We start from the raw sequence: 26,810 nt of genomic DNA on the forward strand, positions 1-26,810 counted from the left end.
CGGCGTTGTCGTAGGCCTCGTCGACCCGGTCGTCGGTGCCGTTCCAGTTCACCGCGTTGGCGATCAGCGTGATGGTGCCCTCGTGGTGGTCGACGGCGGCCAGGTCGGTGGCCAGCAGCAGCAGCATGTCGGGCAGCTTGAGATCGTCGACGGCCAGTACGGGTAACCGTTCCAGGCGGCGGACGAAATCGTAGGCGAAGAAGCCGACCATTCCGCCGGACAGCGGCGGCATCCCCGCCAGCGGGCCCGTCGAGAGCAGCCGCACCGTCTTCTGCAGCACCTCCAATGGGTCGCCCCCGGTCGGCGCTCCTTCGGGAACCGAACCCAGCCATACCGCCTGGCCGTCTCGAACGGTCAGCGCCGACGGCGCCCCGGCGCCGATGAACGACCATCGCGACCAGGACCGGCCGTTCTCGGCCGACTCGAGCAGGAAGGTGCCGGGTCGGTTGGCGCCGAGCTTGCGGTAGGCCGACAGCGGTGTCTCGCTGTCGGCGAGCACCTTGCGGGTCACCGGGACCACGCGGTGCTCGGCGGCGAGCGCACGGAACTCGTCGCGGGTGGTGGTGCTGGCGAGGGTGGACTGCACGGGGTACATCCTCCCAGACCTGTTCATTCTCGGTGACCGGCGATAGCGTGGCCGTCATGAAGACTGGGGACCGCGTGCCGGAGTTCGAGTTACCTGACCAGACCGGAACGGTGCGTTCGCTGAGCGACCTGCTCGCCGACGGGCCGATCGTGCTGTTCTTCTACCCGGCGGCGATGACCCCGGGCTGCACCAAGGAGGCCTGCCACTTCCGTGATCTGGCCTCCGAGTTCGCCGACGTCGGCGCGTCCCGGGTGGGGATCAGCACCGACGCGGTGTCCAAGCAGGCGAAGTTCTCCGACTCGCAGCGTTTCGACTATCCGCTGCTGTCCGACGCCGACGGCCGGGTCGCGGAGATATTCGGCGTCAAGCGCGGCCTGCTGGGCAAGTTCCTTCCGGTCAAGCGCTCAACATTCGTGATCGACACCGACCGCACGGTGCTCGATGTGATCTCCAGCGAGATCAACATGGACACCCACGCCGATAAGGCACTGAGCACGCTGCGGGCACGCTGAAACCGACTCAGCGACGGCCCCGCTTGGGCTGACCCGGCTTACGCGCCGGGTTTGTGGCCGCGGCGCGGGCGGCCTGTTTGGCGAGCGCCTTCTCCCGGGCGGTTCGCTTGGGTGTCTGCTCGGCCTGACCCCGCGACGAGCCGGGCGTGCGACCCCGCACAATCCCGATGAACTCCTCGACGAGTTCACTCTGCGGACCTTCCGGAACGGCGAGTGCCACCGTGCAGGCGGGCGCGTCCGCGATCGGACGGTAGGTGAGGTCTTTGCGGTGATGAAGCCGGGCCAGTGACTGCGGAACAATGAGAACACCGAGTCCGGCGGCGACGAGTTCGATTGCCGCAGAGGTGGTTTCGGGCCGATGGCCGATCGGTGCTCCGGGGGCCTGCGCCCAGTCAACGACGTTGTCGAGCGGCATCAACCGCGGCTCGCCGTCCAGGTCCGCGGCGACGACCTCGTCGGCCGCGGACAGCAGATGATCGGTCGGCACCACAACCACCGTCGTCTCCTCGTAGAGCCCGATGACGGCCAGGCCGGTGGTGTCGGTGGGTAGCCGCAGCAGCGCCAGGTCGACGGCTCCGGTCCGCACCGCGGCGGCGGCGTCGGCTGCCGTGAGGCCCGTCAACATCAGTGTCACCGCCGGATGACGCTGCGCCCAGTTGCGCGCCCACCGCGCCGGCGTGGCACCGGGGACGTAACCGACGATGAGAGAGAGCGCGGTCACGCCCCCCAGGCTACCGATACCCTTGACCGCATGAGCAGGCCTGATGCGCAGTCCATGAAGCCCGCCACGGCGGCGAAGAAGCTGGATGTGTACCTGCCCGCAACGCCCGCGGAGTTCCAGCGGAACCCGACCACCCGCACCGAACTCGCCGCCCTGCAGGCAGACCCTCCGCAGTGGCTCGCCGATCTCCGCAGGGACGGGCCGCATCCGAAGAACCTGGTGGCCGCCAAACTGGGCGTGTCGATCGCCGGTCTGGCCCGCGGTGGCATCACCGAGGCGCTGACCACCGACGCGATCAATGCCCTGCTCGAGGACAAGCCGGAGTGGTTGATCGCCGAACGCGAGAGCTATCAGAGCGTGCTGACCGAGGAGCGGCGGCTCAGGGCGCTGCGGGCGGAGAAGGCCTAGCTACCCGGATCAGTCCTGATCAGTCCCCGGGCCCCAGCAGCACATCGGCGTCGAAACAGGTGTGCTCGCCGGTGTGACAGGCGGCGCCGGCCTGGTCGACTTCGAGCAGCACGGTGTCGCCGTCACAGTCCAACCGCACCGAGTGCACATGCTGGGTGTGGCCGGATGTCGCGCCCTTGACCCAGTGCTCGCCGCGCGAGCGGGAGAAGTAGGTGGCTTCGCGGGTTTCCAGGGTGCGGGCCAGTGCCTCGTCGTCCATCCAGGCGACCATCAGCACCTGTCCGGTGCCGCGCTCCTGGGCGACGGCGGCGAACAGACCGTCGGCATTGCGTTTGAGCCTGGATGCGATCTCGGGATTCAACATCACCTGACGGTTATCCCTTCCGCAGCCATCGCTGCCTTCACCTGGCCGATGGTCAGCTCACCGAAGTGGAAGACGCTGGCGGCCAGCACCGCGTCGGCCCCAGCCTGCACCGCCGGCGCGAAGTGCTCCACTGTGCCTGCTCCCCCGCTGGCGATCACCGGCACGGTGACCGCCGCCCGCACCGCATGCAGCATCGGCAGGTCGAAACCGGCTTTGGTGCCGTCGGCATCCATGGAGTTCAGCAGAATCTCACCAACGCCGAGTTCGGCGCCGCGCGTTGCCCATTCGATCGCATCGATCCCGCTGCCCTGCCGACCGCCGTGGGTGGTGACCTCCCAGCCCGAACGCGTCGGCGCCGAGCCGGATGGCACCGTCCGGGCATCGACGGACAGCACGATGCACTGCGATCCGAACTGCCGGGCAAGTTCGGCAAGCAGTTCCGGGCGGGCGATCGCGGCGGTGTTCACCGACACCTTGTCCGCGCCGGCCCGCAGCAGTGCGTCGACATCGGCGACAGCGCGCACACCGCCACCGACGGTGAGCGGGATGAACACCTGCTCGGCGGTGCGGCGCACCACATCGAGCATGGTGGCCCGCCCCGACGAGGAGGCGGTGACGTCAAGGAAGGTCAACTCGTCAGCGCCCTGGGCGTCGTACACGGCAGCCAGTTCCACCGGATCACCGGCGTCGCGCAGGTTCTCGAAGTTGACGCCCTTGACCACCCGGCCGGCGTCGACATCCAGGCACGGTATGACCCGCACTGCCAGATCAGATCCGGGATCCATCAGCGGTACTGCTCCGTGGCGCCGAGACCGCGCAGGATGTCCAGCACCTGCTCATGCACCCCCGGTGCGGCGGTCAGCGTCGAGCGGGTCTGCGGTGTCCACGGCTGACCGTCCAGATCGGTCACCACACCACCGGCCGCTCGCACCAGCGCCACTCCGGCGGCGTGATCCCAGACATGACCGCCGAAACTCACTGCCGCGCCGAGGATTCCGGCTCCGACATAGGCCATGTCGATACCCGTCGAGCCGTGCATACGCATCTTGGAGCAGACCCGGCTCAGGCCTTCCAGCGCCGCCAGCCGGTAGCGGCCGGGGAATCGGCCGCCCCACTCGACGTTGAAGGTGCCGAAGCCGACGATGGAATCCGACAGGGATGCCTGCGGCAATACCGGATGGTCGACGCCGTTGACCAGCAGCGGTCCGCCGTGCACGGCCGTGTAGCGCTGATCCATGAACGGCAGCCAGGTCAGCCCGGCAACGGGTTCGCCGTCGCGCAGCAGACCCAGCAGGATGGCCGCCATCGGTGAGCCCGCCGCGTAGTTGAAGGTGCCGTCGATGGGGTCGAGCACCCAGACCAGCGGCGCATCAAGGGCGGCTCCGCCGAACTCCTCGCCGTGCACCGGTATTCCGGTGGTCTCCTCCAGTGCGGCCACCACCTGCCGTTCGATGGCGAGGTCGACCTCGGTGGCGAAGTCGTTGCCCTTCTTGGCCACCGCGGACTGGGCCCGATGTCCGGCCAGGAACGGTATCGCTGCCTCGTCGAGAATCGCCGAGGCAGCGGCCACCAGTGCCTCGAAATCGGGGCCCGCGAGATCAGCGGCCACTTAGCGGCTCACCGCCGCGAGGGCCTCGGGCAGGGTGAACCGGCCGGCGTAGAGCGCCTTTCCGACGATCGCGCCCTCGACACCGGAGCCGGTGAGGGTCGCGATGGCACGCAGATCATCAATGCTCGACACTCCGCCGGAGGCGATCACCGGGGCATCGGTGCATTCGGCGACACCCTCGAGCAGGTCGAGGTTAGGGCCGGTGAGGGTGCCGTCCTTGGTGACGTCGGTGACCACGAATCGCGAACACCCCTCGCTGTCAAGGCGTTCCAGGATCTGCCACAGCTCACCGCCGTCGGTCTCCCAGCCGCGGCCGCGCAGCCGGTGATCGCCATCGACGATCTGCACATCCAGACCGACGGCGACCCGGTCGCCGTGCTCGGCGATCGCGCGAGCGCACCACAGTGGGTTCTCCAGTGCGGCGGTTCCGATGTTGACCCGGGCGCAGCCGGTGGCCAACGCGGCCTTCAGCGACTCGTCGTCGCGAATACCGCCGGACAGTTCCACGTGCACGTCGAGTTGGCCGACGAGTTCGGCGAGCAGTTCGCGGTTGGAGCCACGACCGAAGGCCGCGTCGAGGTCCACCAGGTGGATCCACTCGGCGCCGTCACGCTGCCAGGTCAGCGCGGCCTCGAGTGCGGAGCCGTACTCGGTCTCACTACCGGCCTTGCCCTGCACCAGCCGTACGGCACGGCCCTCGACGACGTCGACGGCCGGCAACAAGATCAGTGGCACGTTTGTCACAGTCCCTCTACCCAATTGGCGAGCAGTGCCGCACCGGCGTCACCGCTCTTCTCCGGATGAAATTGCGTCGCCGACAGCGGTCCGTCCTCGACGGCCGCCAGGAAACGCACGTGATGATTTGCCCAGGTGAGCAGTGCGGCGGGATCGCCTTCCCAGACCTGCGCGGCGTAGGAGTGCACGAAATAGAACCGGGTATCGGCCTCGATGCCCTTGAACAGCCGGCTTCCCGGCGCGGCATCGACGACGTTCCAGCCCATATGTGGGATCACCGGCGCATCCAGCTTGGTCACCGACCCCGGCCACTGCCCACAGCCCGAACTCTCGACGCCGAACTCCACGCCGCGAGCGAACAGGATCTGCATGCCGACACAGACACCGAGAACTGGTCGTCCCGCGGCTATCCGGTCAGCGATGATCGCATCACCGCCGATCCCGCGAAGCCCGGCCATGCAGGCCTCGAAGGCACCGACCCCGGGCACCACCAGCCCATCGGCGGCCAATGCCGCTGACCGGTCCGCGGTGACCTCGACGTCTGCGCCGACCCGCTCCAGGGCCCGCTGAGCTGACCGCAGGTTTCCCGAGCCGTAGTCCAGAACCACCACCGAACGTGCTCTCACAGAATGCCTTTGGTGGACGGCACTCCGGAAACGCGGGGATCGGATTCCACAGCCTGGCGCAGCGCACGGGCCACGGCCTTGTACTGCGCCTCGGTGATGTGGTGCGGGTCGCGGCCGTAGATGGTGCGCACATGCAACGCGATGCGGGCGTTGAGTGCCAGCGACTCGAAGACGTGCCGGTTGATCACGGTGTGGTACGGCACCGCAGATCCTGCGATGGTGAAGTCGACCAGGTACTCCGGTTCGCCGGTGTGCACGAAGTACGGCCGTCCGGACACGTCGACGGCGGCATGCGCCAGGGTCTCGTCCATCGGGATGAACGCGTCACCGAACCGGCGGATCCCCTTCTTGTCCCCCAGCGCCTCGCCGAGGGCAGTTCCCAGCACGATCGCGGTGTCCTCGATGGTGTGGTGCGCCTCGATCTCGACATCACCGCGGGCGGTCACCGACAGGTCGAAGCTGGCGTGGGTGCCCAGCGCGGTGAGCATGTGATCGAAGAACGGCACACCGGTGTCGATACTCACCCTGCCGGTGCCGTCTAGATCGAGTTCGACGACGATGTCGGACTCTTTGGTCTTACGCTCGATCCGCGCTGTTCGTGTCATGACGCTCCTATCGACGTGCTGGCGCCGGTGTCGGCCAGCCTCCGGCTGGCGGCAAGAAACGCATCGTTCTCCGAATCGAGTCCAATGGTGACGCGCAGATATCCGGGGAGTCCGACATCGCGGATGAGTACCCCGTCCTCGAGGTAGTGCCGCCACGCCGCCGGAGCATCTGAGGCACCCGTCCATCTCGGGCTCCCGAACAACACGAAGTTGGCGTCACTGGGGATCACCCGGAAACCCATATCCCGCAGCGCAGCACAGACCCGGTCGCGTTCACCCGCCAGCGCGGCCACGCCGGCCAGGGTCTCGTCGGCGTGCCGCAGCGCGGCACGTGCCGCGGCCTGGCTCAGCACCGACAGGTGGTAGGGCAACCGCACCAGCAGCACGGCCTCGATGACCGCCGGCGCGGCCACCAGGTAGCCGAGCCGGCCGCCGGCAAAGGCGAAGGCCTTGCTCATGGTCCGGCTGACGATCAACCGGTTCGGGTACTCGGCGAGCAATGTGATGGCGCTGGGCTGATCGGAGAACTCGCCGTACGCCTCGTCGACGATCAGCATGCCGCCGGTCATCGCGTCGAGAATCCTGCGCAGTTCCGACGGCGACAGGCTCTGGCCGGTCGGATTGTTCGGACTGGTGACGAACACCACGTCGGGCTTGTGCTCACCGACGGCGGCGACCGCGGCGTCGAGGTCCAGTCCGAAGTCTGCGGCGCGCGGAACCTCGATCCACCGGGTCTGGGTGCCGTCGGCGATGATCGGATGCATCGAATAAGACGGGACGAACCCCATTGCGGTACGGCCAGGGCCGCCGAACGCCTGCAACAGCTGCTGCAGGATCTCGTTGGATCCGTTTGCCGCCCAGATATTCTCGAGATCAACCGCGACGCCGGTGCGCGCACTCAGGTACGCGGCCAGATCGCGACGCAACTCGACCGCATCCCGGTCGGGGTAGCGGTGCAGATCGGCGGCGGCGGCCCGGACCGACTCGGCGACGTCGTCGATCAGTGCCCGGCTCGGCGGGTGCGGGTTCTCGTTGGTGTTCATCCGCACCGGAACGTCGAGTTGCGGCGCACCGTAGGCCGACTTGCCGCGCAGGTTATCCCGCAACGGCAGGTCGTCCAGACCTACCCGATCACCCAGCGTCACCTCTCGAACCTCCGGCGGACGGCCTCACCGTGGGCAGGCAGGTCTTCGGCCTTGGCCAGTGTGATCACGTGACCGGCGACATCCTTGAGCGCGGCCTCGGTGTAGTCGACGACGTGGATGCCGCGCAGGAAGGTCTGCACCGACAGCCCGCTGGAGTGCCGGGCACATCCGGCGGTGGGCAGCACATGATTGGAGCCGGCGCAGTAGTCGCCGAGGCTGACCGGGGACCAGGCGCCGACGAAAATCGCTCCTGCGGAACGGATTCGGGATGCCACCTCCGCGGCGTCGACGGTCTGGATCTCCAGGTGTTCGGCAGCGTATGCGTTGACCACCCGCACACCGGTGTCGAGATCGTCGACAAGCACGATGCCCGACTGCGGCCCGCGCAGCGCCTCCACCACACGGTCGTGGTGCTTGGTGGTTGTCAGCTGAACGGCCAGTTCGGCCTCGGTGGCCGCGGCCAGTTCGTCGCTGTCGGTGACCAGCACACCGGCTGCCATCACGTCATGCTCGGCCTGACTGATCAGATCGGCAGCCACGTGTACGGGGTCGGCGGTGTGGTCGGCCAGGATCGCGATCTCGGTGGGGCCGGCCTCGGAGTCGATGCCCACCTGGGAGCGGCAGATCCGTTTGGCCGCAGTCACATAGATATTGCCGGGCCCGGTGATCATGTCGACCGGAGAGAGCTCCGCGCCGTCGGTGTCGACGCCGCCGTAGGCCAGCAGCGCCACCGCCTGGGCGCCGCCGACCGCCCACACCTCGGTCACGCCCAGCAGTCGGGCCGCGGCCAGGATGGCCGGGTGCGGCCGCCCGCCGAACGCCGCCTGCGGTGGGCTCGCGACCACCAGCGACTGCACACCGGCGGCCTGTGCGGGCACCACGTTCATCACCACACTGGAGGGGTAGACCGCATTGCCGCCCGGGACGTAGAGGCCGACGCGTTCCACCGGCACCCAGCGCTCGGTGACGGCGGCGCCGTTGTCGAACAACGTCGTGGTGTCGGTGCGCCGCTGGTCGGCATGCACCGCGCGGGTCCGCTCGATGGCCACCTCAAGCGCGGTGCGCACGGCCGGGTCCAACTCGTCGAGCGCAGCCTCAATCTCGGCGGCCGGAACCCGGACCGCCGCCGGGCGCACGCCGTCGAACTTCTCGCCGTACTCCAGGGCCGCGACCGCGCCGCGTGCGGCGACGTCGTCGACGATGGGTTTGACAGTGGGCACCACCGCGTCGACATCCACCCCGCCACGCGGCAGGGCCACCCGCAGCTGGGCCGCGGTCAGGGCACGGCCGCGCAGGTCGATCCGGGACATCGCGAAGGCAGTCATCGGATCGATTGTCCCCGACAGGGGCACGGATACGAAAATCAATTACCGGTGGCCGAATCGTAGGGTGCCGATATGCAACCGGACCTCTGGCTGGCCTTCGTCGGGGCGGCGCTGGCGATCAGCATCTCACCGGGTGCGGGCGCGGTGCAGTCGATGGCCACCGGGCTCAACCACGGCCTGCGCCGCGGCTCCTGGAGCATCGCCGGCCTGCAGATCGGACTGATGCTCCAGCTGGTGGTGGTCGCAGTGGGTCTGGGCGCGGTGGTGGCGAAATCCCTGGTGGTGTTCAACGTCATCAAGTGGCTGGGGGTGGGGTATCTGATCTACCTGGCGGTGCGGCAGTGGCGCACCACACCCGAAGATCTGACCGCCCGGGTCCGAACCGATAGCGATGACGGGCGGGGGTCCCTGCTCACCCGGGGGTTTCTGGTCAATGCCACCAACCCGAAGGGCCTGGTGTTCATGCTCGCGGTGGTGCCCCAGTTCGTGGTGCCGACACGTCCGCTGCTGCCGCAGTACCTGACGATCGCCGTGACGATGGTCGCCGTCGACCTGGTGATCATGGGCGCCTACACCGGACTGGCCGCCCGCCTGATGACATGGCTGCGGACCCCGCGCCAGCAGAAGATCCTGAACCGGACACTGTCCGGGATGTTCGCGGTCGCGGCGATCGTACTGTCGCTGGTGCGGCGCGCTCCCTGATGAGATGCCCGCGGCATGAGACACGTGCCGCATGATGGTCTCCATGCGCAGAGAGGACCATCCCAATAACTCCCCCGACGTGCCGATGAAGTTCCCGGTGTGGTTCGAAAGGTTGCAGATCAAGTTCATGAACCCGATCGCGGTGCCGATCGCGCGGTTCATGCCGGGGATCACCGTCATCAAGCACCGCGGCCGCACGTCAGGAAAGCCCTACGAGACGGCCGTTTCCGCCTACCGTAGGGGGCAGACGGTGGCGATCATGCTGGCACACGGCAAGACCAACTGGGTGAAGAACATTCTGGCCGCAGGCGAGGCGGATCTGACCCTGGGTCGCCGCGACGTGCATCTGGTGAACCCGCGGATCGTGCCGGCCGGCGCCGAGGACCAGTCGCTGCCCCGGATGGCACAGATGGCGAGCCGTCGCGGCGTGGGCGTATTCGTCGCCGATATCGCCTAGCGGCGCAGGGGCTACAGATCCAGGCCGATATCGAGCACCCGAACCGAATGGGTGAGCGCGCCGACGGCCAGGTAGTCCACCCCGGTGCCGGCGTACTGCGCCGCACTCTCCAGGGACAGCCCGCCGGAGGATTCCAGCCCGACGCCGGGTGCGCGCTCATCGCGGCGCTGCACGGCGATCTGGGTCTGCCAGACCGGGAAGTTGTCCAGCAGGATCAACTGCACGTCCTCGCCGAGCACCTCGTCGAGTTGTTCGAGGGTGTCCACCTCGACCTCGCAGGGCAGATCCGGGGCCCCCATCCGCACCGCCCGTAGCGCGGCGACCACCGATCCGGCCGCCGCGACATGGTTGTCCTTGATCAGTGCGGCGTCACCCAGGCCCATCCGGTGATTGACCCCGCCACCGACCCGCACCGCGTACTTCTGCAGCGCCCGCAGCCCGGGCAGGGTCTTGCGGGTGTCACGGATCGCCGCACCGGTGCCGTCGACCGCAGCCACCCAGGCGGCGGTGGCGGTGGCGATACCGGACAGGTGGCAGATCAGGTTGAGCAGGGTGCGCTCGGCGGTGAGCAGCCCGCGGGTCTGGGCCTGGACGCGCAGCAGGCTCTGGCCCCTCTCCACCCGGGTGCCGTCCGGAACCCGGTCGAGCACCCGGTAACCGTCGTGCCCCAACACCTCGTCGAGGACCAGCAGCGCGATGTCCACACCGGCCACCACCCCGGGTTCACGGGCGACCAGCGCCCCCACCGTCATGGCATCGGCCGGCACGGTCGCCTCTGTGGTGACATCAGGTCCGTAGCGCAGGTCCTCGTCGAGGCCGCGACGGATCGTGATGAGCGCCTCATCGCGCTCGGCGTCGGTCAGCTTCATCGCGCAACGGGCTCGCCGACCGCGGCCTGGCCGTCGGCACCGGTGCGCACATCGATCGACACCGCCTGGGCCGGATCGGTTTCGGGGAAGTCGCTGCGGTGGTGGCAGCCGCGGGTCTCGGTGCGGGCCAGCGCGGCGGCGGCGACGGCGCGCGCGGTGGCGGTGAGCGCCGCGTCTTCGAAATCAGCGCGACCGGCCATCCGTCCGACGACGGCGCCGTCCAAGGTGGCATCCAACCGCGTGAGCCCGTCGGCATCGCGGACCACTGATGCCCACCGGGTCATGGCCTGCTGCAGTTCGGACCGCTCCAGCGACAACCGCTGTGCACCAGTGGCTTTCGCCATCGGCTGGCCCGATGCTGCGGCATGATCGGCGGCTCCACGGCCGGCCCGGGCCCCCACCACCAAACCCTCGAGCAGACTGTTGGAGGCAAGCCGGTTCGCACCGTGCATCCCGGTCCTCGCGACCTCACCGGCTGCGAAAAGACCCGGCAGGCTGGTGCGGCCGAACACATCGGTGCGCACCCCGCCGCAGCTGTAGTGGGCACCGGGGACCACCGGAATCGGATCCCGGGTGGGGTCGATACCGGCGGCGCGACAGGCGGCGTTGACGGTGGGGAACCGCCGTGCGAAATCCCCGACGCCGCGGGCATCGAGGAATACGCAGTCGTCCCCGCTGGACCGCAGCCGGGCCTCGATCGCCGCCGCGACCACATCGCGCGGAGCGAGGTCGCCCAGGGGGTGCACACCGGCGGTGACCGAATCTCCCCGTGCGTCGCGCAGCACCGCACCCTCGCCACGCAGCGCCTCGGTGATCAGCGGCCGACGACCGGTGCCGTGCGGGTCGAACAGCATCGTGGGATGGAACTGGATGAACTCGATGTCGGCCACCTCGACCCCGGCCCACAGCGCCAGCGCGATACCGTCGCCGGTGGAGCCCTCGGGGTTGGTGGTCGCGCTGTAGAGGTGGCCGAGTCCGCCGGTGGCCAGGATGACCGCTGGGGCGTGCACAATGCCGATGCCGTCAAGGTTGTGAACCAGCACCCCGGTGACACCGGATTCGTCCGAGGGACCGTCTGAGTGCAGCACCTCGCACGCAGTGTGGTTACGACGGATGTCGAGTGCGGCGGCGGCCTGGTCGAGCGCGCGCTGCACTTCGGCTCCGGTGGCGTCCCCGCCGGCGTGGATGATCCGGCGCGTGGAGTGTCCGCCCTCGCGGGTCAGCGCCCACTGGCCGGGCGCGGTCTCGTCGAACCGGGCGCCGTCGGCGACCAGATCCGACACCGCCCGGTAGCCATCGGCGACGATCGAGTGGACCGCCTCCGGATCACACAGTCCCGCGCCGGCGGTGACGGTGTCGCGGACGTGCGCCTCAATCGTGTCGTCGGTGCGCGGCAGCACCACCGCGATCCCGCCCTGGGCGTGGAAGGTCGCCGTCTCCGCGGCCTTGCTCAGCAGCACGGTGCGGGCGCCGTTGCGGTGCGCCGCCAGGGCGGCGGCCAGCCCGGCGACCCCGGTGCCGATCACCACGACGTCAGCCCGCTGTTGCCAGTCGACGCCGCCGCTACCGGCGCCGCAGGCGATGCGCCTGCTCATTCCCCACCGCCGGGCTGTCCGATCCCGATCATCCGGGTGACACTGGCCCGCGCCAGGCGCGCTGTCTCCGGGTCGACGTCGACCACGTCCGCACCTTCGGACAGGCACCGCAGCAGAGCCGCCGGCGTGATCATCTTCATGTACTTGCACGACGCCCGTTCATTGACCGCCTGGAAGTCGATCTCCGGTGCAGCCCTGCGCAACTGGTGCAGCATGCCGACCTCGGTGGCCACCAGAACCTGCTTGGCGTGCGAGGTCCGCGCGGCGTCGAGCATGCCGCCGGTGGACAGGATCTTGACCCGGTCGTCCGGGACGGCCCCCTCACCGGCGAGATAGAGCGCCGAGGTGGCACACCCGCACTCCGGGTGCACGTACAGTTCGGCGTCGGGATGGCTGCGGGCCCGGGCGGCCAGCTCATCACCGTTGATACCGGCGTGCACATGGCACTCGCCGGCCCAGATGTGCAGATTCTTCCGGCCGGTCATCCGGCGCACATGCGCGCCGAGGAACTGGTCCGGGCAGAACAACACCTCCCGGTCAGCCGGGATGGAGTTCACCACCTCGACGGCATTGGACGAGGTGCAGCAGATATCGGTCAGCGCCTTCACCGCGGCGGTGGTGTTGACGTAGGACACCACCACCGCATCCGGGAACTCGGCCTTCCAGGCGGCGAGTTCGTCGGCGTTGATCGAGTCGGCCAGCGAGCAACCGGCACGCTGGTCGGGGATCAGCACGGTCTTGGCGGGGCTGAGGATCTTGGCGGTCTCGGCCATGAAGTGCACGCCGCAGAACACGATGGTGTCCTCGGGGGCCTCGGCGGCGATGCGGGACAGCGCCAGCGAGTCACCGACGTGGTCGGCGACGTCCTGGATGGCCGGTAGCTGATAGTTGTGGGCCAGGATGGTGGCGTTTCGCCGGGTGGCCAGCCGGCGGACCTGGGCGGCCCAGTCGGCGTCACCCTCGACACCGGTGAAACCTCCGGGACCGTCGACGATGCGGGCCGTCATGGCGTCGAGCACGTCAGGATTCAGGACGGACATGGCCGCCTCCTGTTCTGCGTTCGAGGTTTTCGACTTACAATCGAAAACATGCGTAATACTAGCACCCAACACGAGGTGCTGGCCGTCGTATTCCAGGTCCGCGAACTGCCCTCCGGCAAACCCGGCCTTCACGTGCTGTTATGGCAGCGGGCCCTGCAGCCCGAACGCGGCAAATGGTCGCTGCCCGGCGGCCGGATCGACGCCGACGAGGACCTCACCGATTCGGTACGACGCCAGCTCGCCGAGAAGGTCGACCTGCGTGAGGTCGCTCACCTCGAACAGTTGGCGGTGTTCTCCGATCCGCGCCGGGTACCCGGCGAGCGGGTGATCGCGTCGACCTTCCTCGGGCTGGTGCCCTCCCCCGCCACGCCGGCGCTGCCGTCGGACACCCGCTGGCATCCGGTCAACGATCTGCCGCCGATGGCGTTCGACCACGGGCCCATGGTGGCCGACGCGCGCGCCCGGCTGGTCGCCAAGCTGTCCTACACCAACATCGCATTCGCCCTGGCCCCAAGGGAATTCGCGCTGTCGACCCTGCGCGATATCTACAGCGCCGCACTGGGCTATCCGGTGGATGCCACCAACCTGCAGCGAGTGCTGGCCAGGCGCGCGGTGATCACACCGACCGGAACGACCACCAACCCGGGCCGAAGCGGCGGCCGGCCGGCCAAGCTGTATCGCTTCACCGAGTCGCTGCTGAGGGTCACCGACGAGTTCGCAGCGCTGCGTCCACCGGGCGCTCCGCGCTGAGTCCACCGCGCGCGGCAACTGGATTCTTAGGCGATTCTTAGGTTTAATGGAGGGGCCATGACAATCGCCAGTGGGGCCGTCAGTCCCGAATGGATCGGCCGGGCCCCGCATCAGGCGCTGCGGCGCGGCGAGCGCCCCGTGCTGCCCGCCAAGGACCCGTTCTACGAACCTCCCGAGGGCTTCCATCACGCTGAACCGGGCACCGTCCTGCGGTCCCGCGACGTCCAGCTCGGTTTCATGGGCCTGATCCCGCAGAAGGTCAGGGCCACCCAGCTGCTCTACCGCACCAGCGATCTCAACGGGGAGCCGCAGGCCACCGTGACCACGGTCCTGGTGCCGGCGGGCCATGCCCGCAACCACGTCCGCCATGTGGTGTCCTACCAGTGCGCCATCGACGCCGTGACGTCACGCTGCTTCCCGTCCTACACACTGCGCCGCGGCGCCAAGGCGGTTGGCTCCCTGTCGCAGTTCGAGTACCTTCTGGCCGCTGCCGCAGTGGCCGAGGGCTGGGTGGTTTCGATACCGGACCACGAGGGTCCGGACGGCTCCTGGGGCGCCCCGCGGGAACCCGGCTACCGGGTGCTCGACGGCCTGCGCGCCACCCTGAGCTTCGAGAGTTTCGGCCTGGCCGCCGACAGCCGGGTCGGGCTGTGGGGCTACTCCGGCGGCGGTCTCGCCAGCGCATGGGCGGCTGAGATGCACGCCGACTACGCACCGGAACTCAATCTCGTCGGCGCGGTGCTGGGTTCGCCGGTCGGCGATCTGGGCAACACCTTCCTGCGGCTCAACGGATCCCGCTGGGCGGGCCTGCCGGCACTGGTGATCGCATCACTGGCCAACACCTTTCCCGGCCTGGGCGGAGTTGTCGACGAGCACTGCACCGAGGATGGCCGCGCGACGCTGAAGAGCCTGGAGCGGATGACCACCCTTGAGGCGATCGTCCGGATGTTCCGCGCCGACGTCGACGATCTACTCGTACCGCCGCTGAACGATGTGCTCGCCCTGCCGGAGGTTCGAGAGGTCTTCGATGCCATCCGGCTCGGTACCGCCGTCCCCGGGCCGCCGGTGCTGCTGGTGCAGGCAGTGCATGATTCGGTGATCAACGTCGACGACATCGATGAGCTGGCCCATCTGTATTCAGCAGGCGGCGCGAAGCTGACCTATCACCGGGACATGTTCAGCGAGCACATGCTGCTGCACCCGATGTCGGCGCCGATGACTCTGCGGTGGCTCAACGACCGGTTCGCCGGCCGCCCACTGGAATCACACAGCATCCGCACCACCTGGCCCACGCTGTTCAACCCGATCACCTACGCCGGGATGTGGCGCCTGGGTGGCATCGTCGGGCGGGTCATGCTGGGTGGACGGGTTCCGTTCCAGCCGTTGTGATTTTCGGCCCGGCTTCGGGTCCGCTGCTTCGCCGGCCGCGTTCCGGCGGCCAACCGCCGAGGTCATCCCGCGGCGTCGCGACCACCATGAGCGCGTAGACCAGCACGGCCAGCGCTGTCGGCAGCAGCAGTGTCACCGCCGCCTGAACGACACTGTGCCCCATGAAGACCGGCGGCGCCTCGGTGAAGTAGGCGATCCGGTTCTCCGGAGTCAGCAGCACGCCCTGGCGGTCGGGCGTTCCATAGCGCCAGTGCGCGAGTGCGACACCGGTGCCGGCCGCCGCACCGCCCGCGGCCGTCATGCCGATCCATAATGCAATCACCATCAGCGGTCCGCGGTGGGCCCGCCACTGCCAGACCGCCACGGCGGCTATGACCGCCAGCATCGACAACAATCCGATGAACATCGCCGATGCCACGAACACGTTGTCGGCTTCCCTGCCCAGGAAGCCGTCCACCCGATCACCGGACTTCGCCAGGCCGGTGATGGTGTGGATGGCCGGTGCGATGACGGCCCACACGGCACCGAGCATCGCACCCGAGACAACAAGTCCGACAATGATTTTCCACGCGGCATTGCGGCGGGAACGAATCATCGGCGGGTCTCCAGAACAGTCGAATCGACGTGACCGTGCCGGGAGCACTCAGCCCACCAGCCGTCGGGACGAACCTGCACCTTCATCCGTCGTCCGCACTGGGCACAGAACCTCGGCGGCTCCAGGCCGAGGCGGGCAGCCGCCGGGACCTCGCCTCCGGCCGGTTCACCGGTGAAGACGTTGTAGACCCCCGCGCCGACCGGTGCCGGCTGTTCTTCGACCATCAGATGGTGGCGTTGAGAGCCTTGATGGGCATCTGCAGGTCCTCGAGCAGTTCCAGATCGGACTCGGCGGGACGGCCCAGAGTGGTGAGGTAGTTGCCGACGATCACGGCGTTGATACCGCCGAGGATGCCCTGCTTGGCACCGAGATCTCCGAGGGTGATCTCACGGCCGCCGGCGAACCGCAGCATGGTGCGCGGCAACGCCAACCGGAAGGCGGCAACGGACTTGAGCGCCTCGGCGGCCGGCATCACCTCGAGATCGCCGAATGGTGTGCCCGGCCGTGGGTTGAGGAAGTTCAGCGGCACCTCGTGCGGGTCGAGCTCCGCAAGTTCGGCGGCGAACTCGGCGCGCTGTTCCAGGGTCTCGCCCATCCCGAGGATGCCGCCGCAGCAGACCTCCATACCGGCCTCGCGCACCATCCGCAGGGTGTCCCGGCGCTCCTCCCAGGTGTGGGTGGTCACCACGTTGGTGAAGAATGAGCGCGCGGTCTCCAGGTTGTGGTTGTAGCGGTGCACACCCATACCGGCCAGCCGGTCCACCTGTTCCTGGCTGAGCATGCCCAGCGAACAGGCGATGTGGATCTCGACCTCGTTGCGGATCGCCTCGATACCGGCGGCCACCTGGGCCAGCAGCCGTTCGTCGGGACCGCGGACCGCGGCGACGATGCAGAATTCGGTGGCGCCGGACTTGGCGGTCTGCTTGGCCGCCTCCACCAGGCTCGGGACGTCGAGCCAGGCGCTGCGCACCGGGGAGGCGAACAATCCGGACTGGGCGCAGAAGTGACAATCCTCCGGGCAGCCGCCGGTCTTGAGACTGATGATTCCCTCGACCTCGACCTCGGGACCGCACCAGCGCATCCGTACCTCGTGCGCCAGTGCCAGCAGTTCGGTGAGCCGGTCGTCGGGCAGCTGCAGCACGTCGAGCACCTGCTCGCGGGACAACCCCTCGCCACGCTCGAGTACCTGCTCACGGGCTTGCGCGAGGACGTCCATCACTGCCTGAGTCACGCAGGACAGGTTAGTGCACCGACGGACCCGATCAGAAGTTGGTGTCAGCCGATCAGAAGTTGATCGACCCGCTGGTCGCTGTCCCAGCGGCGCATGCCGACGATTCGGGCACCAAAATCCGCCGCACCGCCGTCCGGCTCCTGCACGGCGGCCAGCGCGGGTCCGATCTGCTCAGCGGTGAACCGCCGCCCCAGGGTCGCGTGCGGGGTCCAGCGCCCCGGCATGCAATGACCGAAGGGTTCCCCGGTGATATGCGGAAGGGTCAGCCGGCAGACCTCCGCATGCAGATCCAGCAGTCGGGCCGACGGGACGATCAGCCGGGCCAGGGTCGACGAATGCCCGCCGAAGACCAGTGCGGCGCCGACCACACACTCAACGGGCAGCCAATCGGCCAGCGCGCGAAGGTCGTCGTCGACCTCCGGACTGATCCGCTCGGCGGCCAGCAGCGTGATGTGCGGCCGGTTGGTCGGCGATTTCACCCGCATCTGGCTGGGCAGGTCGGCATCGGCCAGGGTCTGCCACTGTGCCCGGATCACCTCGTCGCTGCGGTCGTCGAGGAGCACCTCGATGGAGTGAGCCATCTCAACTCAACCCGGCGACCCAGGCGGTGTCGAAGGCCTGGCGGCTCATTTCCGCGAACTGCGATGGTGACTGTTCGCCGGCACCGGCCGGCAGCACCGCACGCACCGGCGCCATCCGCGCGAGGGCGCCGCGGTTGTAATCCTCGGCCATGCCGGGATCGGCCGGCCAGGATCCGATGACGAGTCCCGCACACGAAAGGCCTCTGTTCTCAAGGGCTTCCAGTGTCAGCGCGACATGGTTGAGAGTGCCGAGTCCGGCCGCACACACCACCAGAACAGCCGCATCCAGGTCGACCGCAAGATCACGCAGTGTGATTCCCGACCCGGCAATTTCGACCAGCAGGCCACCGGCTCCCTCGACCAGGGTCAGCCGATCGGGCCGGTCGACGGCGCGAACCGCCGCGACGATCTCGTCAGCTTCCGGCAACGGCCGGCCGACGGCGGCCGCGGCGGCGGCCGGGGCCAGGGGATCGGGATAGCGGGCCACCGACACCAGATCCGTCGCGCCGGAGAGCCGGCTCACGACGGCGAGGTCATCGTCAGCGCCGGTCTGCACCGGCTTGCATACCGCGACGTCGATCCCCGCGGCGCGAGCGTGACAGGCGAGGGCGGCGGTGGCGATGGTCTTGCCCACCCCGGTGCCGGTGCCGGTGATGGCGATAACGGTCATCGGCGGGCGGTTGCCAGCACCGACGTCAGCACCCGCCCGGCGAGGTCCAGATCGTCATCGGCCAGCACGGCACGAACGGTGATCCGCAGCCGCGAGGTGCCGGCCGGAACACTCGGCGGCCGGAAGCAGCCGACCAGCACGCCCTGTTCCAGGCATGCGGCCGCTGCCGCCACCGCGACATCGGGATCGCCGAGCACCACCGACACCACCGCGGACTCCGGTACCTCCGGCACATCGCAGACCTCGGCCAGCCGCCGCGCGTGCGCCAGCACGGCCTGCGGCCGCCACGGCTCGGCCGCCAGGATCTGCAGGGCCGCCAGTGCCGAACCGACCGCGGCCGGGGCCAGTCCGGTGTCGAAGATGAACGGCCGGGCGGTGTCGATCAGGTGGTCGCGCAGCCCCTCCGACCCCAGTACCGCGCCGCCCTGACTGCCCAGCCCCTTGGACAGCGTCGTGGTCACCACGACATCGGGAGCCCCGGCCAGACCGACCTCGTGCAGCAGTCCGCGCCCACCATCGCCGCGCACACCGAGTCCGTGCGCCTCGTCGACCAGGAGCACGGCTCCGTGCGCGCGACACACCTCGTGCAGCCGGCGAAGCGGCGCCACGGCGCCGTCTGCGCTGAACAATGAGTCGGTGATGACCAGAGCCCGTTCCTCGTCGCGGCAGGCCAGCGCCGCGGCCACCGCATCGACGTCGCGATGCGGTGTCACGACCACACGAGCCCGGGACAGCCGGCAGGCGTCGACCAGCGAGGCGTGTGATGATGCATCGGAGATCACCAGCGAACCCGGCCCCGAAAGGCTTGTCACTGCACCGAGATTCGCGGTGTAGCCCGATGAGAACACCAGAGCCGCCTCGGCCCCGATGAAGCCGGCCAGTGCGGACTCGAACTCCTCGTGCAGCGCGGTGTTGCCGGTCACCAGCCGCGAACCCGTCGAACTCGACCCCCAGGTACGCAGAGCCCGCACGCCGGCCTCGATGACATCGGGGTGGTGCGCCAAGCCAAGGTAGTCGTTCGAGGCCAGGTCCAATTCGCAAGCCACCGCCGGCCGCGCCCGCAGTGTGCGGTGCAGCCCGGCCCGCCGGCGCTGCTGCTCGCTCGCGGCGAGCCAGGCCAGTGGCGACGTGTCAGTGCGGGAGGGCATCGGCTCTACCCTAGGGCCTTCTGAGCCAGGGCCCCGGCGACGGCCACCATGGCCGAGGCGATCTGGTCGATCTCCGCCGGTGTGCAGATGAACGGCGGCATCGCATAGATCAAATTGCGGAAAGGGCGCAGCCACACTCCGTTGTCGATCGCCACCGGGGTGGCGACACGCAGGTCCACCGGCTGGTCGGTCTCGATCACCCCGATCGCACCGCAGACCCGGACGTCGGCGACACCCGGCAGGGCCCGGGCCGGCTCGAGCCCGGCGGTCAGTCCGGCACTGATCTCTGCGACCCGGCTGCGCCAGTCCTGCTGCAGCAGCACCTCCACCGAGGCCACAGCCACCGCGCAGGCCAGGGCGTTGGCCATGAAGGTGGGTCCGTGCATGAGCGCCCCGGCCTCGCTCGCGCTGATCGTCTCAGCGATCCGACGGGTGCACAGCGTGGCCGCCAGCGTGATGTAGCCGCCGGTGAGCGCCTTACCGACGCACATGACGTCGGGAGTGACACCGGCATGGTCGGCGGCGAACAGCTCACCCGTGCGGCCGAAGCCGGTGGCGATCTCGTCGAAGACGAGCAGGACGTCATTGCGGTCGCAGACCGCGCGCAGGTCCGTCAGATACCGGGGGTCATGGAATCGCATCCCGCCGGCACCCTGAACCACCGGCTCAACGATCACAGCGGCAAGTTCGTCGGCATGGTCGCGCAACTGGGCTTCGAAGACGGCCATATAGGCCGGGTCGTAGTGCGACGGGACCGGCGGGGCGAAGACCTGCTCGGCCATCACGTCCCGCCACAGCGAGTGCATACCGCCGTCGGGGTCGCAGACGCTCATCGGGGTGAAGGTGTCGCCGTGGTAGCCGCCGCGCCAGGTCATCAGCCGGTTCTTGCCGAACCGGCCGATACTGCGCCAGTACTGCAGTGCCATCTTGACCGCGACCTCGACCGACACCGAGCCGGAGTCGGAGAAGAACACCGTGTCCAAACCCGCCGGGGTGATGTCGACCAGCAGCTGGGCCAGCCGGGCCGCCGGTTCGTGGGTAAGCCCGCCGAACATGACGTGGTTCATCGTCGCCAGCTGGCGGGTGATCGCCGCATCCAGAACGGGATGTCCGTGACCGTGGATCGCGGTCCACCAGGACGCCATCGCGTCGAGGACCCGAACCTCGGCGCCGTCGGTGTCCAGCGTCAGCCAGGCGCCTTTGGCGCCGACCGCGACCACCGGCGTCATCGCCCTGGGATCATCCGGGGTCCCGATGGTGCTGTAGGGATGCCAGACATGCGCGGCGTCGATGGCGCTGATCTGCCCGGGGGTCAACGACGACACGTTGGGCAGCCTATCGGGCAGCCGAACCCCGACGACCAGCAGTGTTCAGCAATCATTCACCCGCCGTTGGGTAGATTCACTGGCGACATGATGCTGCTGACCCCGACCCGGCCTGCCGCCCCGGCGCCGCTGCCGCCCGCTGAGATCGCGGCGACCGGCGCCAGGTTCGCGGGCGGCTACCGTCACGATCTGGACGGCCTGCGCGGGGTCGCCATCGCCTTGGTGGCCCTGTTCCACGTCTGGTTCGGCCGGGTGTCCGGCGGGGTCGACGTGTTCCTGGCGTTGTCGGGCTTCTTCTTCGGCAGTTCACTACTGCGCAAAGCGCTGACGCCCGGCTCCGCGTTGTCGCCGATACCGCATATCAGGCGACTGGGCCGGCGGCTGCTGCCCGCGCTGATCGTGGTGCTCGCCGCTGCGATGCTGCTGACGATCCTCGTCCAGCCCGAAACCCGTTGGGAGACATTCGCCGACCAGACCCTGGCCAGTCTCGGCTACTACCAGAACTGGGAGCTGGCGGCGACGGCGTCAAACTATCTGCGGGCCAGCGAGGCGGTGTCCCCGCTGCAGCACATCTGGTCGATGTCGGTACAGGGACAGTTCTACATCGCGTTCCTCGTGCTGGCGCTCGGGATGACCGCGCTGCTGCGCAAGCGACTGGGGACGCGGTTACGGCCGGCCTTCATCGCGGTGCTGACAGTGCTGACGGTGGCATCCTTCGTCTACGCGATCATCGCCCACTCCAGCGATCAGACCACCGCGTACTACGACAGCTTCGCCCGCGCGTGGGAACTGCTGCTGGGCGTCCTGGTGGGCGCGGCGCTCCCCCGCATCACCTGGCCGACCTGGCTTCGGACGCTGTTGGCCGGCATCGGACTGCTGGCGATCCTGTCCTGTGGTGCCCTGATCGACGGGGTCAAGCAGTTTCCCGGCCCCTGGGCGCTGGTCCCGGTGGGTGCGGCGATGCTGCTGATCCTGTCCGGGGCCAATCTCGGCGGTCAACCCTCGACCGAGGGGCGGATGCCGCTGCCCAACCGGCTGCTCGCCGCGGGTCCGCTGGTGACGCTCGGCTCGATGGCCTATTCGCTGTACCTCTGGCACTGGCCGTTGCTGATCTTCTGGCTGGCCTCCACCGGCCACCCGCATGCCGGGTTCTGGGACGGACTGGTCATCCTGCTGATCTCCGGCGGCTTGGCCTATCTCACGATGCGGTTCGTAGAGGAGCCGCTGCGTCATCGAGGCCAGCGCGACGACGGCCGGGGTCGCGCAACCCGAGTAGGCGGCATCGCGGTGGCCGTGCTGGCCGTCGTCCTGGTCGCGAGTTCCTTCGCCTGGCGCGGACACGCCGCCGCGCAGCGGGCGAGCGGCAACGAACTCCTGGGCCTGTCCAGCACCGACTACCCGGGAGCGCACGCCCTGCTCGACGGTGCCCGAGTGCCGCAACTGCCATTCCGGCCGACCGTGCTCGAAGCCGCCGACGACGTTCCCAAATCCACCAACGACGGTTGCATCAGCGACTTCGACAACACCGGCATCATCAACTGCACCTACGGCGACCTGGCAGCCACCCGGACCATCGCACTGGCCGGCGGATCACATGCCGAGCACTGGATCACCGCGCTCGACATTCTCGGCCGGCAGCACGGCTTCAAAGTGGTCACCTATCTGAAGATGGGCTGCCCGTTGACCACCGAGCAGCGTCCGCTGGTGATGGGTGACAACCGGCCCTACCCGAAGTGCCGCGAGTGGAACGACAGGGTGATGGCCAAGCTGATCAAGGATCGGCCCGACTTCGTATTCACCACATCGACCCGGCCGTGGAACATCAAACCCGGCGATGTGATGCCATCGACGTATATCGGCATCTGGAAGACCCTGTCCGCCAATAAGATTCCGATTCTTGCCATGCGCGACACTCCCTGGCTGGTGCGTGACGGCAAACCGTTCATCCCGGCCGACTGCCTGGCCAAGAGCGGGGATGCGGTGTCCTGCGGTATCAAACGCTCCGAGGTGCTCTCTGCGCGTAACCAGACACTCGACTTCATCAACCAGTTCCCGTTGCTGAAGGTGCTCGATATGAGTGACGCGGTGTGCCGGGACGACTACTGCCGCGCCATCGAGGGCAATGTGCTGCTCTACCACGACGCCCATCACCTGTCGGCCACCTACATGCGGACCCTGACCCCGGAACTGGGCCGCCAGATGGGTGCCGCGACCGGCTGGTGGTGAGTCCAACCGTGTTACGGTCACCGGACTTTCAGGCAGAGAGGCGGTCGTTATGACGAATCATCGAGCTTCGGCCCTCCCGTGCGGCCCTCGAATAGCCGGCGCACTGTTGGCCGGTGCGATGGCAGGCGCTCTGGTCACCGCCGTGAGTCCGGCACCGGCGCAGGCTCTCGACGCGTGCGTGTCGACGGGACTGGGCACGTTCCAGACCGGCGGCGCATCGTGCTCGTCGGGTGGCCCGTTGCAGTGGGCGATCGCCATCGGAGCCAACGCGACCGCCACTGCCGTCGGCGGCGTGTTCAATCTGGCGATCGCCATCGGAACCGACGCCGCCGCCATCGCCGGCGGGGCCGCTGATCCGGACCTCGGCCCGGCGACGGGCAGCTTCAACATCGCGCGAGCCTTAGGCACCGGTTCGTTGGCCATCGCCGGCGGCGACGCCGCCGCGTCAGGCGATCCGATCGGTTTTTTCAACCTCGCTCGGGCATTCGGTCCCGGGGCCAGCGCGCAGGCCGAGAACGGCAACTTCGGTCTTGCTCGCGCCATCGGGGACCGCAGCGTGGCGGCCGCTGGACTCGGCGGCAATTTCCAAGTCGCCCGTGCTTTCGGGTACGAGACAAGCGCCGTCGCAATCAGGGGAACGGCGCAATTCGCCCGATCCTTCGGGTATCGGAGCCAAGCCAACGCCCAATTCGGCAGCTTCAGCGTCGCCCGGGCCGCCACCCTTCCCCATCTGCTCGGCGGAAGCATCGGGGCCCGAGCAGCGGTGTCCGACGGCATCGGCAATCTCGCGCGCGCCATCGGTGACGGGTCCTCGGCCACCGCGTCGTACGGCAACCTCAACCTGGCCTGGACCGGATTCTTCACCGCTGCCAATGCGGCCAATACGGCCTACGCCGCCCACGGTGACCTCAATGTCGCGGCGGTGTGGGGCAACGGCAACTCTGCCGTGGCAGGCGACACGATCGGCAGCGGCAACTCCGACGACGTGGCGATCGTGGTGGGTCAGCGCAGCTCCGCCACCGCCGGTCCGGGGAGCCACAACTACGTGGTCGTCGTCGGGATCGACCAGCACCAGAGCAAGCCGGCCGCGGCCGCCGGCGTGCGCCGGCATGGGTCCGACGGAGCGCGTCGAAGGTGAGCTAAGCCGTCCGCCGTCGGCGGCCGGTGACTAAGGTCGTCTGGTGGCCACCTCCAAACCCGCCGTGTGGCCGGGCACCGCCTACCCGCTCGGCGCCACCTATGACGGCGCCGGGACCAACTTCTCACTGTTCTCCGAGATCGCCGAGCGGGTCGAGCTGTGCCTGATCGGTGACGACGGCGCCGGGCGTTGGTCGGAGAGCCGGATCGAACTCGACGAGGTGGACGGTTTCGTCTGGCACGCCTATCTGCCGATGATCACCCCCGGACAGCGGTACGGCTTCCGGGTGTACGGCCCGTGGGACCCGGCGGCCGGACACCGGTGCGATCCGAGCAAGCTGCTGCTCGATCCGTACGGCAAGTCCTTCGACGGGGACTTCGATTTCACCCAGGCGCTGTACTCCTACGATCTCAACGCCGAACACGCCGCCTCCGGTGGCACACCGCCGATGGTCGACTCACTGGGCCACACCATGACAAGCGTGGTGATCAACCCCTACTTCAACTGGGGCTCCGACCGCGCACCGCGGACGCCCTATCACGAGACGATCATCTACGAGGCTCACGTCAAGGGCATGACACAGACCCACCCCGCGGTGCCACCGGAACTACGCGGCACCTACGCGGGACTGGCCCACCCGGCGATCATCGAACACCTGCTGTCACTGAACATCACCGCGATCGAACTCATGCCGATCCATCAGTTCATGCACGATAAGCGGCTGTTGGATCTGGGCCTGCGGAACTACTGGGGCTACAACACATTCGGGTTCCTCGCCCCGCATTACCAGTACGCGGCGAACAAGTCTCCGGCCGGCGCGGTGGCCGAGTTCAAGAACATGGTCCGGACGTTCCACGATGCGGGCATCGAGGTGATTCTCGACGTCGTCTACAACCACACCGCCGAGAGCGACCATCTCGGGCCCACGATCAACTTCCGCGGTATCGACAACGCTGCGTACTACCGTCTGCTCGACGGCGACCTGAGGCTCTACAAGGATTTCACCGGAACCGGCAACAGCCTCAACGCCCGCCACCCGCACACCCTGCAGCTGACCATGGACTCGCTGCGGTACTGGGTGCTCGAGATGCACGTCGACGGCTTCCGCTTCGACCTGGCCTCCACACTTGCGCGGGAGTTCTACGACGTCGACCGACTCTCGGCGTTCTTCGACATCATCCAGCAGGATCCGGTCATCAGCCAGGTCAAGTTGATCGCCGAGCCCTGGGATATCGGCGAGGGTGGATACCAGGTGGGCAATTTCCCCGGACTGTGGACGGAGTGGAACGGTAAGTACCGCGACACCGTCCGCGACTACTGGCGCGGTGAGCCGGCGGCGCTGGGCGAGTTCGCAGCACGCCTGACCGGTTCCGCGGATCTCTACGAGGCCACCGGGCGCCGCCCTGCCGCCAGCATCAATTTCGTCACCTGTCACGACGGCTTCACACTGGCGGATCTGGTGTCCTACAACGAGAAACACAACGACGCCAACGGCGAGCACAACCGCGACGGCGAGAACCACAACCGGTCGTGGAACTGCGGGGTTGAAGGGCCGACCGACGATCCGGAGATCATCGCACTGCGGCACCGTCAGATGCGCAACGTCATCACCACTCTGCTTCTCTCACAGGGCACGCCGATGATCAGTCACGGCGACGAGGTCGGCCGCACCCAGCGCGGCAACAACAACGCCTACTGCCAGGACAACGACATCGCGTGGATCAACTGGGGTGATGCCGGACAGTACGCCGACATGCTGGAGTTCACCCGCAAGGTGACAGCTCTGCGGAAGGCGCACCCGGTGTTCAGGCGTCGGCGCTTCTTCGACGGCCGGCCATCCGACAGCCGCCATCAGATGCGCGATATCTACTGGCTCACCCGAGAGGGCGTCGAGATGAACTCCGACGACTGGCATTCGGGCATCAAATCTGTGGCGGTAGGACTCAACGGCGAGGCCCTGCGGGAACCGGACGTCCGCGGCGAACGCATTCTCGACGACTCATTCCTGCTGTGCTTCAACGCGCACGCCTACCCGGTGGACTTCGTCATCCCCGAGGGTCCGTACGCCCGGGAGTGGACCGTGGTGATCGACACCTTCGACCCATCCGATGGACACCAGGTCGTTGCGGCGGGCACAAAGCTGACTCGGCAGGGGCACTCGGTGACCGTGCTCAAGAGGACCGGCTAGGTCAGATAGCGATAAGCGGGCGAGCCGGGCTCGAGCGCCTCGACACCCATGCCCGACTCGGCCATCCGGCCCAGCAGCCCGTCGTAATCGGCGGCCGATCCGAGTTCGATACCGACCAGCGCCTCACCGGTCTCCCGGTTGTTGCGCTTGACGTACTCGAAAAGCGTGATGTCGTCGTTCGGGCCGAGTACCTCGTCGAGGAAACGCCGCAAGGCACCCGGTTCCTGTGGGAAATCCACCAGGAAGTAGTGCTTAAGGCCCAGGTGTACC

Annotated in this window: 28 protein-coding genes and 2 pseudogenes; 9 read left to right on the forward strand and 21 right to left on the reverse strand. The window is 68.2% G+C overall.

Annotated features, from left to right (window positions below; translation table 11 throughout):
* Positions 1 to 586 (reverse strand): annotated as a pseudogene (locus tag ACR2JI_RS01085) (anthranilate synthase component I); the annotation flags it as partial.
* A 56-nt stretch (positions 587 to 642) separates the two neighbouring features.
* Between ACR2JI_RS01085 and ACR2JI_RS01090 the strand changes: the two are divergent.
* Positions 643 to 1,098 (forward strand): peroxiredoxin, encoded by a 456-nt coding sequence (locus ACR2JI_RS01090; protein ID WP_526387121.1) that lies wholly within the window; start codon positions 643 to 645, stop codon positions 1,096 to 1,098.
* Positions 1,099 to 1,105: 7 nt separating this feature from the next.
* Here ACR2JI_RS01090 and ACR2JI_RS01095 read toward each other — a convergent pair whose 3' ends face one another.
* Positions 1,106 to 1,819 (reverse strand): LysR family substrate-binding domain-containing protein, encoded by a 714-nt coding sequence (locus ACR2JI_RS01095; protein WP_526387123.1) that lies wholly within the window; start codon positions 1,817 to 1,819, stop codon positions 1,106 to 1,108.
* 30 nt (positions 1,820 to 1,849) lie between these two features.
* On the opposite strand from ACR2JI_RS01095, the gene ACR2JI_RS01100 reads away from it, so the two are divergent.
* A complete protein-coding gene (locus tag ACR2JI_RS01100) occupies positions 1,850 to 2,227 on the forward strand; it encodes a DUF5997 family protein (RefSeq protein ID WP_526387125.1) in 378 nt (125 codons plus the stop codon).
* A gap of 19 nt (positions 2,228 to 2,246) precedes the next feature.
* Here the strand turns inward: ACR2JI_RS01100 and hisI are convergent, their stop codons facing one another.
* Genes hisI through hisD form a run of 8 tightly spaced genes read right to left on the reverse strand, consistent with a single transcriptional unit; the run spans position 2,247 to position 8,636 of the window.
* A complete protein-coding gene (hisI, locus tag ACR2JI_RS01105) occupies positions 2,247 to 2,594 on the reverse strand; it encodes a phosphoribosyl-AMP cyclohydrolase (RefSeq protein WP_526387127.1) in 348 nt (115 codons plus the stop codon).
* Positions 2,591 to 3,376 carry an imidazole glycerol phosphate synthase subunit HisF gene (gene hisF / locus ACR2JI_RS01110; protein ID WP_526387129.1) on the reverse strand — a complete coding sequence of 262 codons (786 nt, stop codon included), beginning with the start codon at positions 3,374 to 3,376 and terminating at the stop codon, positions 2,591 to 2,593. The genes hisI and hisF overlap by 4 nt, the downstream gene beginning before the upstream one ends.
* Complete coding sequence (locus ACR2JI_RS01115) at positions 3,376 to 4,200, reverse strand: inositol monophosphatase family protein (RefSeq protein ID WP_526387131.1); 825 nt, start codon at positions 4,198 to 4,200, stop codon at positions 3,376 to 3,378. The genes hisF and ACR2JI_RS01115 overlap by 1 nt, the downstream gene beginning before the upstream one ends.
* Entirely contained in the window at positions 4,201 to 4,935 is a 735-nt protein-coding gene (gene priA / locus ACR2JI_RS01120; protein WP_526387133.1) for a bifunctional 1-(5-phosphoribosyl)-5-((5-phosphoribosylamino)methylideneamino)imidazole-4-carboxamide isomerase/phosphoribosylanthranilate isomerase PriA, read from the reverse strand. It lies immediately after the preceding gene.
* Positions 4,936 to 4,940: 5 nt separating this feature from the next.
* Complete coding sequence (hisH, locus tag ACR2JI_RS01125) at positions 4,941 to 5,561, reverse strand: imidazole glycerol phosphate synthase subunit HisH (RefSeq protein WP_526387135.1); 621 nt, start codon at positions 5,559 to 5,561, stop codon at positions 4,941 to 4,943.
* Positions 5,558 to 6,166, reverse strand: a complete 609-nt coding sequence (gene hisB / locus ACR2JI_RS01130; RefSeq protein ID WP_526387137.1) for an imidazoleglycerol-phosphate dehydratase HisB — start codon at positions 6,164 to 6,166, stop codon at positions 5,558 to 5,560. Before hisB ends, hisH begins: the two co-directional genes overlap by 4 nt.
* Positions 6,163 to 7,311 carry a histidinol-phosphate transaminase gene (locus ACR2JI_RS01135; RefSeq protein ID WP_526387139.1) on the reverse strand — a complete coding sequence of 383 codons (1,149 nt, stop codon included), beginning with the start codon at positions 7,309 to 7,311 and terminating at the stop codon, positions 6,163 to 6,165. The genes hisB and ACR2JI_RS01135 overlap by 4 nt, the downstream gene beginning before the upstream one ends.
* The gene (hisD, locus tag ACR2JI_RS01140) at positions 7,308 to 8,636 is read right to left on the reverse strand and encodes a histidinol dehydrogenase (RefSeq protein ID WP_526387141.1); all 1,329 of its coding nucleotides are present in this window, start codon (positions 8,634 to 8,636) and stop codon (positions 7,308 to 7,310) included. Before hisD ends, ACR2JI_RS01135 begins: the two co-directional genes overlap by 4 nt.
* A 72-nt stretch (positions 8,637 to 8,708) precedes the next feature.
* On the opposite strand from hisD, the gene ACR2JI_RS01145 reads away from it, so the two are divergent.
* Together ACR2JI_RS01145 and ACR2JI_RS01150 are read left to right on the forward strand one after the other, a co-directional pair.
* Positions 8,709 to 9,338: a LysE family translocator gene (locus ACR2JI_RS01145; RefSeq protein WP_526387143.1), complete on the forward strand. Its 630-nt coding sequence runs from the start codon at positions 8,709 to 8,711 to the stop codon at positions 9,336 to 9,338.
* 43 nt (positions 9,339 to 9,381) lie between these two features.
* Positions 9,382 to 9,795, forward strand: coding sequence for a nitroreductase family deazaflavin-dependent oxidoreductase (locus ACR2JI_RS01150; protein ID WP_526387145.1), 414 nt, complete (start codon positions 9,382 to 9,384; stop codon positions 9,793 to 9,795).
* Positions 9,796 to 9,806: 11 nt separating this feature from the next.
* Here the strand turns inward: ACR2JI_RS01150 and nadC are convergent, their stop codons facing one another.
* From nadC to nadA, 3 genes are read right to left on the reverse strand one after another with little or no spacing between them, the layout of a single operon-like run.
* Positions 9,807 to 10,664, reverse strand: coding sequence for a carboxylating nicotinate-nucleotide diphosphorylase (gene nadC / locus ACR2JI_RS01155; protein ID WP_526387147.1), 858 nt, complete (start codon positions 10,662 to 10,664; stop codon positions 9,807 to 9,809).
* Positions 10,661 to 12,259: an L-aspartate oxidase gene (locus ACR2JI_RS01160; protein ID WP_526387149.1), complete on the reverse strand. Its 1,599-nt coding sequence runs from the start codon at positions 12,257 to 12,259 to the stop codon at positions 10,661 to 10,663. The genes nadC and ACR2JI_RS01160 overlap by 4 nt, the downstream gene beginning before the upstream one ends.
* Positions 12,256 to 13,299, reverse strand: a complete 1,044-nt coding sequence (nadA, locus tag ACR2JI_RS01165; protein WP_526387151.1) for a quinolinate synthase NadA — start codon at positions 13,297 to 13,299, stop codon at positions 12,256 to 12,258. The genes ACR2JI_RS01160 and nadA overlap by 4 nt, the downstream gene beginning before the upstream one ends.
* 48 nt (positions 13,300 to 13,347) lie before the next feature.
* Here nadA and ACR2JI_RS01170 point away from each other — a divergent pair, with 48 nt between their 5' ends.
* Complete coding sequence (locus ACR2JI_RS01170) at positions 13,348 to 14,049, forward strand: NUDIX domain-containing protein (RefSeq protein WP_526387153.1); 702 nt, start codon at positions 13,348 to 13,350, stop codon at positions 14,047 to 14,049.
* A 57-nt stretch (positions 14,050 to 14,106) separates the two neighbouring features.
* On the forward strand, positions 14,107 to 15,438 hold the full coding sequence (locus tag ACR2JI_RS01175) for a lipase family protein (RefSeq protein ID WP_526387155.1): 1,332 nt from the start codon (positions 14,107 to 14,109) through the stop codon (positions 15,436 to 15,438).
* Here ACR2JI_RS01175 and ACR2JI_RS01180 read toward each other — a convergent pair.
* Genes ACR2JI_RS01180 through bioA form a run of 7 tightly spaced genes read right to left on the reverse strand, consistent with a single transcriptional unit; the run spans position 15,401 to position 20,988 of the window.
* Entirely contained in the window at positions 15,401 to 16,033 is a 633-nt protein-coding gene (locus tag ACR2JI_RS01180; RefSeq protein WP_526387157.1) for a DUF2567 domain-containing protein, read from the reverse strand. The two genes, ACR2JI_RS01175 and ACR2JI_RS01180, sit on opposite strands and share 38 nt — an antisense overlap.
* Complete coding sequence (gene bsaP / locus ACR2JI_RS01185; protein ID WP_526387159.1) at positions 16,030 to 16,257, reverse strand: biotin synthase auxiliary protein BsaP; 228 nt, start codon at positions 16,255 to 16,257, stop codon at positions 16,030 to 16,032. Before bsaP ends, ACR2JI_RS01180 begins: the two co-directional genes overlap by 4 nt.
* A complete protein-coding gene (bioB, locus tag ACR2JI_RS01190) occupies positions 16,257 to 17,252 on the reverse strand; it encodes a biotin synthase BioB (RefSeq protein ID WP_526387173.1) in 996 nt (331 codons plus the stop codon). Before bioB ends, bsaP begins: the two co-directional genes overlap by 1 nt.
* A gap of 56 nt (positions 17,253 to 17,308) precedes the next feature.
* Positions 17,309 to 17,845, reverse strand: a complete 537-nt coding sequence (locus tag ACR2JI_RS01195; protein ID WP_526387161.1) for a 2'-5' RNA ligase family protein — start codon at positions 17,843 to 17,845, stop codon at positions 17,309 to 17,311.
* Between the two features lies 1 nt (position 17,846).
* Positions 17,847 to 18,515: a dethiobiotin synthase gene (bioD, locus tag ACR2JI_RS01200; RefSeq protein WP_526387163.1), complete on the reverse strand. Its 669-nt coding sequence runs from the start codon at positions 18,513 to 18,515 to the stop codon at positions 17,847 to 17,849.
* Positions 18,512 to 19,663 (reverse strand): 8-amino-7-oxononanoate synthase, encoded by a 1,152-nt coding sequence (gene bioF / locus ACR2JI_RS01205; protein WP_526387165.1) that lies wholly within the window; start codon positions 19,661 to 19,663, stop codon positions 18,512 to 18,514. The genes bioD and bioF overlap by 4 nt, the downstream gene beginning before the upstream one ends.
* Before the next feature lie 5 nt (positions 19,664 to 19,668).
* A complete protein-coding gene (gene bioA, locus ACR2JI_RS01210; RefSeq protein WP_526387167.1) occupies positions 19,669 to 20,988 on the reverse strand; it encodes an adenosylmethionine--8-amino-7-oxononanoate transaminase in 1,320 nt (439 codons plus the stop codon).
* Positions 20,989 to 21,075: 87 nt separating this feature from the next.
* Here bioA and sucT point away from each other — a divergent pair, with 87 nt between their 5' ends.
* From sucT to glgX, 3 genes are all read left to right on the forward strand, one after another.
* Positions 21,076 to 23,214, forward strand: a complete 2,139-nt coding sequence (gene sucT, locus ACR2JI_RS01215; protein ID WP_526387169.1) for an acetyltransferase SucT — start codon at positions 21,076 to 21,078, stop codon at positions 23,212 to 23,214.
* Positions 23,215 to 23,356: 142 nt separating this feature from the next.
* On the forward strand, positions 23,357 to 24,352 hold the full coding sequence (locus tag ACR2JI_RS01220) for a hypothetical protein (protein WP_526387171.1): 996 nt from the start codon (positions 23,357 to 23,359) through the stop codon (positions 24,350 to 24,352).
* Between the two features lie 40 nt (positions 24,353 to 24,392).
* Positions 24,393 to 26,540, forward strand: coding sequence for a glycogen debranching protein GlgX (gene glgX, locus ACR2JI_RS01225; RefSeq protein WP_526387175.1), 2,148 nt, complete (start codon positions 24,393 to 24,395; stop codon positions 26,538 to 26,540).
* Here glgX and ACR2JI_RS01230 read toward each other — a convergent pair.
* Positions 26,537 to 26,810, reverse strand: a pseudogene (locus tag ACR2JI_RS01230) (threonine dehydratase); the annotation flags it as partial. The gene glgX and the pseudogene ACR2JI_RS01230 overlap by 4 nt on opposite strands.

The sequence above is a fragment of the Mycobacterium sp. genome (assembly GCF_051006775.1).
GTDB lineage: Bacteria > Actinomycetota > Actinomycetes > Mycobacteriales > Mycobacteriaceae > Mycobacterium.

Excerpts from the sequence above, each read along its gene's own strand:
- ACR2JI_RS01090 (WP_526387121.1), top strand. The coding sequence starts at position 643 with ATGAAGACTGGGGACCGCGTGCCGGAGTTCGAGTTACCTGACCAGACC.
- ACR2JI_RS01100 (WP_526387125.1), top strand. The coding sequence starts at position 1,850 with ATGAGCAGGCCTGATGCGCAGTCCATGAAGCCCGCCACGGCGGCGAAG.
- hisF (WP_526387129.1), bottom strand. The coding sequence starts at position 3,376 with ATGGATCCCGGATCTGATCTGGCAGTGCGGGTCATACCGTGCCTGGAT.
- hisB (WP_526387137.1), bottom strand. The coding sequence starts at position 6,166 with ATGACACGAACAGCGCGGATCGAGCGTAAGACCAAAGAGTCCGACATC.
- hisD (WP_526387141.1), bottom strand. The coding sequence starts at position 8,636 with ATGACTGCCTTCGCGATGTCCCGGATCGACCTGCGCGGCCGTGCCCTG.
- ACR2JI_RS01145 (WP_526387143.1), top strand. The coding sequence starts at position 8,709 with ATGCAACCGGACCTCTGGCTGGCCTTCGTCGGGGCGGCGCTGGCGATC.
- ACR2JI_RS01150 (WP_526387145.1), top strand. The coding sequence starts at position 9,382 with ATGCGCAGAGAGGACCATCCCAATAACTCCCCCGACGTGCCGATGAAG.
- nadC (WP_526387147.1), bottom strand. The coding sequence starts at position 10,664 with ATGAAGCTGACCGACGCCGAGCGCGATGAGGCGCTCATCACGATCCGT.
- ACR2JI_RS01160 (WP_526387149.1), bottom strand. The coding sequence starts at position 12,259 with ATGAGCAGGCGCATCGCCTGCGGCGCCGGTAGCGGCGGCGTCGACTGG.
- nadA (WP_526387151.1), bottom strand. The coding sequence starts at position 13,299 with ATGTCCGTCCTGAATCCTGACGTGCTCGACGCCATGACGGCCCGCATC.
- ACR2JI_RS01170 (WP_526387153.1), top strand. The coding sequence starts at position 13,348 with ATGCGTAATACTAGCACCCAACACGAGGTGCTGGCCGTCGTATTCCAG.
- ACR2JI_RS01175 (WP_526387155.1), top strand. The coding sequence starts at position 14,107 with ATGACAATCGCCAGTGGGGCCGTCAGTCCCGAATGGATCGGCCGGGCC.
- ACR2JI_RS01180 (WP_526387157.1), bottom strand. The coding sequence starts at position 16,033 with ATGATTCGTTCCCGCCGCAATGCCGCGTGGAAAATCATTGTCGGACTT.
- bsaP (WP_526387159.1), bottom strand. The coding sequence starts at position 16,257 with ATGGTCGAAGAACAGCCGGCACCGGTCGGCGCGGGGGTCTACAACGTC.
- ACR2JI_RS01195 (WP_526387161.1), bottom strand. The coding sequence starts at position 17,845 with ATGGCTCACTCCATCGAGGTGCTCCTCGACGACCGCAGCGACGAGGTG.
- bioD (WP_526387163.1), bottom strand. The coding sequence starts at position 18,515 with ATGACCGTTATCGCCATCACCGGCACCGGCACCGGGGTGGGCAAGACC.
- bioF (WP_526387165.1), bottom strand. The coding sequence starts at position 19,663 with ATGCCCTCCCGCACTGACACGTCGCCACTGGCCTGGCTCGCCGCGAGC.
- sucT (WP_526387169.1), top strand. The coding sequence starts at position 21,076 with ATGATGCTGCTGACCCCGACCCGGCCTGCCGCCCCGGCGCCGCTGCCG.